The sequence below is a fragment of the Treponema sp. R6D11 genome (assembly GCF_054786075.1).
Genome location: NZ_BDHD01000136.1, coordinates 1 through 4,767, shown reverse-complemented (window position 1 = coordinate 4,767; position 4,767 = coordinate 1). Strand labels below are relative to the sequence as shown.

Here is a 4,767-nt window from a genome sequence, read left to right as displayed (position 1 = left end):
ATTACCTTGACATCGAGGCGAGGACTTGGCTTGAAAAGTGGCTTGAAAATTTTAGTGGCGGTTATCTTTTGGTTTCGCACGATAGGTATTTTCTTGACGTGTCCGTTAACGAAGTGTACGAACTTTTTCAGGGAAACCTTAAACGCTACGCAGGAAATTACACTTCTTACGAAAAAGTACGAAAGACGGAACTTGCCTCCCTTGTTAAACGCTATGAGGAACAGCAGGAAGAAATCGTCAAGACCGAAGCGCTTATCCGCCGTTTCCGCTACAAGGCGAGCAAGGCGGCTTTCGCTCAGGAATTAATCAAACGCCTTGATAAAATGGAACGAATTGAAATACCCGAATCGTTAAAAAAGATAAATATCACTTTTCCGCCTCCGCCCCACTCTGGAAATATCGCTCTTACTCTTGAAGGCGTCGGAAAAAGTTACGCCGAACACAAGGTTCTTTCCGGCGTAGAACTTACCCTTGAGGCGGGGGAAAGGCTCGTCGTCGCGGGCCCAAACGGGGCGGGCAAAAGCACGCTGTTAAGAATCATCGCGGGGCAGGATAAAGACTTTGAAGGGGCGGTAAAATACGGATCGGGCATTTGCGCCGGTTATTTTTCCCAGACGGAGGCGGAAGAGCCTAGTGCGCTTGCTTCCGGCGTTAAAGACGCCCAAAACACCCAGGTTTTAGATTTTATGGAAGCGGGCGCTCCGACGGCGCTTATCCCAAAGTTACGCGACATGCTTGGCGCGTTTTTGTTCAGGGGGGACGACGTTTACAAAAGCATTTCCGTTTTAAGCGGAGGGGAACGAAGCAGACTCGCGCTTCTTAAAATGCTTTTAAAACCGCTTAACCTTTTAATCTTAGACGAGCCCACAAACCACCTCGACTTAAACTCGAAGGACATACTTCTGGACGCCCTTACCAATTTCGGCGGAACTATCATCTTTGTATCGCACGACCGCTCTTTTATGGAAGCGCTTTCCACAAAAACCTTGGAACTCGCCTCTGGAAATCCCCCCCGCGCCCGTCTTTTCTACGGCAATTACGCGTATTATCTGGACAGAATGGGCGAAGAATCAGACGGCGCGTCGTCAAAAGCGGCGCAAAAAACTGCGGCAAATACCGCACGCTCGCAAACAGCGGCGCAAAATGCGGCTGAACCGCAAGCGACTTTCGCTGAAAAACGCGCCGCCGAAAAACAGAAACAGGCGGCCGTACGAAAACTTGAAAAGCGAGAGGCTGAACTGTTAAAAGCGCTGGAAGAATTGGAAAAGACCAAGTCCGCGCTTGAGGCGGAACTTTCCATGCCCGAAGTATACACGGACGGGCAACGGACGAAGGAAGTTAAAAGCAAATTAGACGCTTGTACGGCGGAAATAGAAGCCAAGACCGCCGAATGGGAACAGGCTGCTTCCGCCTTGACGCAATAATTCCGTCTTAATACAATATAAACGTATAAAAATGAACATTTTGGTAATAGGCGGCGCGGGCTATATCGGAAGCCACGTAACAAGGGAATTTCTCGACAACGGGCATAAATGTACCGTATATGACAACCTTTCTAGCGGACTACGCGAAAACCTTTTTCCCCAAGCGGAATTTGTTCACGGGGACATTCACGACTTCCCCCTCCTTCTTGAAACCATGAAATCAGGCGGCTTTAACGCGCTCATTCACCTTGCGGCGTTCAAGGCGGCGGGCGAATCGATGTTAAACCCGGAAAAATATTCGCATAACAACATATCGGGGACCATAAACATACTGAACGCGGCGAGCGAGGCGGGAATTAAAAATATTGTCTTCTCTTCCACCGCCGCCGTTTACGGAAACCCGCAATATCTGCCTATCGACGAAAAGCACCCTACCCTGCCCGAGAACTACTACGGTTTTACAAAGCTGGAAATTGAGCGTTTTTTGGGCTGGTACGAAAAACTTAAAGGGATAAATTACTCCTGCTTGCGCTATTTTAATGCCGCTGGTTACGACATAAAAGGACGCATAAAGGGCCTGGAGCAAAACCCCGCCAATTTAATTCCCGTCATCATGGAAACCGCCTGCGGAATCAGAAAAGAAATGCAAATTTTCGGGAACGATTACGACACGCCGGACGGAACCTGCATCCGCGGTTATGTGCATGTAAGCGACCTCGCCGCGGGCCACGTCCTCGCGTTAGACTACATCGGCAAGAACAACAAGAGCCTTACCGTAAACCTTGGAAGCGAAAAAGGCTATTCGGTAACGGAAGTTTTAGAAGCGGCGCGGAAAATTACTGGCAAACCGATACCCGCGAAAATAGCGGCGAGGAGGCAGGGCGACACGGCCAAGCTTTATGATTCATCTTCTCTCGCGTTTGAAATTCTCGGCTGGAAAGCACGTTACTCCGACATCGAAACAATACTTAAAACAAACTGGGAAGCGTACAACAAATGAAAGAAAAATTACTGTCATGGATAGACGGCTCGGCTCCTTTGGCGGAAGAGCTTGAAACTGGGCTTACAAAACACCCCGCTATTTCGCCTGAATCGGGCGGCGAGGGGGAATTGGACAAGTGCCTCTTCCTTGAAAAATGGCTGAAAGAACAGGGCATTACTAACCTTGAACGCTTCGACGCGCCCGACAAAAACGCGAAAGGCGGAATACGCCCCAATTTGATAGCGACAATTGCCGGAAACAGCGAAAAGCGTCTTTGGATTTTAAGCCATCTGGACGTTGTGCCTCCCGGAGAGGAAAAACTTTGGGAAACCGATCCGTGGACCGTCATACGCAAAGACGATCCACCCGGGGCGCGGCTTGTCGGGCGCGGGGTGGAAGACAACCAGCAGGGAATCACAGCGTCCGTACTCGCGGCGTTAAGTTTTACAAAGCAGGGGATAAAGCCAGACCTTACGGTTAAACTGCTGTTTGCCGCCGACGAGGAAGTCGGCTCCGCCTTCGGCATCGTTTGGTTGATAAACAACCACGCGCATTTGTTCAAAAAAGACGACATGGTTCTGATTCCAGACGGCGGAGACAAAAAAGGCGAATATATTGAAGTCGCGGAAAAAAACATTATGTGGATGCGCTTTACCACAAGGGGCAAACAGGCGCACGGCTCAAGGCCAGATTTAGGAAATAACGCCTTTATCGCCGGTTCTGACCTCGCACTTCGCCTTCATACCGGCCTTTCCGCCAAGTTTAGCGATCACGACCCGTTATTTGATCCCGACTTCTCCACTTTTCAACCTACAAAAAAAGAGGCAAACGTGCCTAACGTAAACACCATTCCAGGAGAAGACGTGTTTTACGTCGATATGCGCGTCCTTCCCCGTTATCCGCCTGATTTGGTGTTAGCTGAAATTGAGCGCATAAAGGCGGAAGTAGAGGCAAAGTACGGCGTAACAATCGAACACAGCCCGGTGCAGATTACCAAGTCGGTTCCCACCGCCGCCGACGCGCCTATCGTAAAAAAACTTGGCGCCGCAGTAAAAGAAGTCTATTCCGTTACGCCGCATCCGGTCGGTATCGGCGGCGGCACAATGGCGGCGTACCTTCGCAACATAGGGATTGACTGCGCCGTCTGGACAAAGACGGACGAAACCCTCCACCAGCCGAACGAGTACGCCCTTTTGGAAAACATCCTTGGGGACGCGAAAGTAATGGCGCTTTTGGCGTTAAATTAACAGGGGCGCATGAAAAAGCTCGATCCAGAACGGATAATAGCCGCCCTTCAAGAAGGCGGATACGTGGCAAAACGGCTGTCGTCCTACGAACCGCGCAAATCCCAACTTGACCTTCTTGAACTGATAATAAGCGCGTTTAACGATGACGCCCATGTCATGGCGGAGGCGGGAACGGGCGTGGGAAAATCGTTCGCCTATCTTTTACCGGCGGTTCACTTCGCCCTTGAAAACAAGGAAAAAGTGGTAATCTCCACCGCCACCATCACGTTGCAACAGCAATTATATGAAAAAGACATCCCTCTTGTCGCGAGTGCGATGGGGGACGCGAAAATTAAGGCTGTAATAATGAAAGGAAGGGGCAATTACCTTTGCATGCGCCGCCTTGACGAGGCGTTACGCGAACCCCCTCTGATTATTAATGATGACGATGAGTTTGATGAATTAAGACGAATAAACGAATGGGCGCATAACACAAAGACGGGAACGCGAAGCGATCTTTCTTTTCAGCCCGCGGAAACAGTATGGGGCGCGGTCTGCTCCGAATCGGACTTGTGCCTCGGTATACACTGCCCTTGGCGCGAGAACTGTTTTATTTTCACCCTGCGTAAAGAAGCTGATAAGGCGCACATTATCGTGGTAAACCATCACCTGCTCTTCGCGGACTTGGCTGCGCGTTACCAGGGCGCGGGTTATGAAAACGCCGTCGTCCTCCCGCCGTTTAACAGGCTTGTGATTGACGAGGCGCACACGATGGAAAACGCGGCGACATCGTTCTTTTCTTCTGAGTTCGCTCGCACTGGAATTTTCCGCCAGTTGGGAAGGCTCATACATAAAAAGAAAAAAAGCAAGGGCGGGCTTTTGGTAAGATTGTGCGCCCATCTGCCGCCCGGAAGCAAACATTTGAAAGATATGTCCGCGCAGGCGGACAAAATACGCGACTCTGCGGAAGATCTGGACAATAGCGCCCTTGAACTTTGCGGCGAACAGGGGGTATTCCGCCTGTCGCCCGACATGCCGGAAGAGCGTCTGGGCGAATCGCTGGTTCCAAACCTAAAAGCATTACGCAAAAACATCCTCGCCCTTAACTCCATGATACGCGACATAACGGAAGAGC

At 50.5% G+C, this 4,767-nt stretch carries 4 protein-coding genes; all 4 read left to right on the top strand.

The genetic code is table 11. The features are described 5' to 3' along the window. The coding region (locus ACYVTD_RS09805; protein ID WP_461247597.1) for an ABC-F family ATP-binding cassette domain-containing protein at positions 1-1,424 on the top strand (1,424 nt) is incomplete at its 5' end. A 31-nt stretch (positions 1,425-1,455) separates the two neighbouring features. Then, on the top strand, positions 1,456-2,424 hold the full coding sequence (galE, locus tag ACYVTD_RS09800; protein WP_461247596.1) for a UDP-glucose 4-epimerase GalE: 969 nt from the start codon (positions 1,456-1,458) through the stop codon (positions 2,422-2,424). Next, entirely contained in the window at positions 2,421-3,653 is a 1,233-nt protein-coding gene (locus tag ACYVTD_RS09795; RefSeq protein ID WP_461247595.1) for a M20 family metallo-hydrolase, read from the top strand. The genes galE and ACYVTD_RS09795 overlap by 4 nt, the downstream gene beginning before the upstream one ends. A gap of 9 nt (positions 3,654-3,662) precedes the next feature. Beyond that, on the top strand, positions 3,663-4,767 hold a 1,105-nt coding region (locus ACYVTD_RS09790; RefSeq protein ID WP_461247594.1), incomplete at its 3' end, for an ATP-dependent DNA helicase.

What these genes read in the sequence shown, in the direction of transcription:
- galE (WP_461247596.1), top strand. Translation starts at nt 1,456, where the DNA reads ATGAACATTTTGGTAATAGGCGGCGCGGGCTATATCGGAAGCCACGTA.
- ACYVTD_RS09795 (WP_461247595.1), top strand. Translation starts at nt 2,421, where the DNA reads ATGAAAGAAAAATTACTGTCATGGATAGACGGCTCGGCTCCTTTGGCG.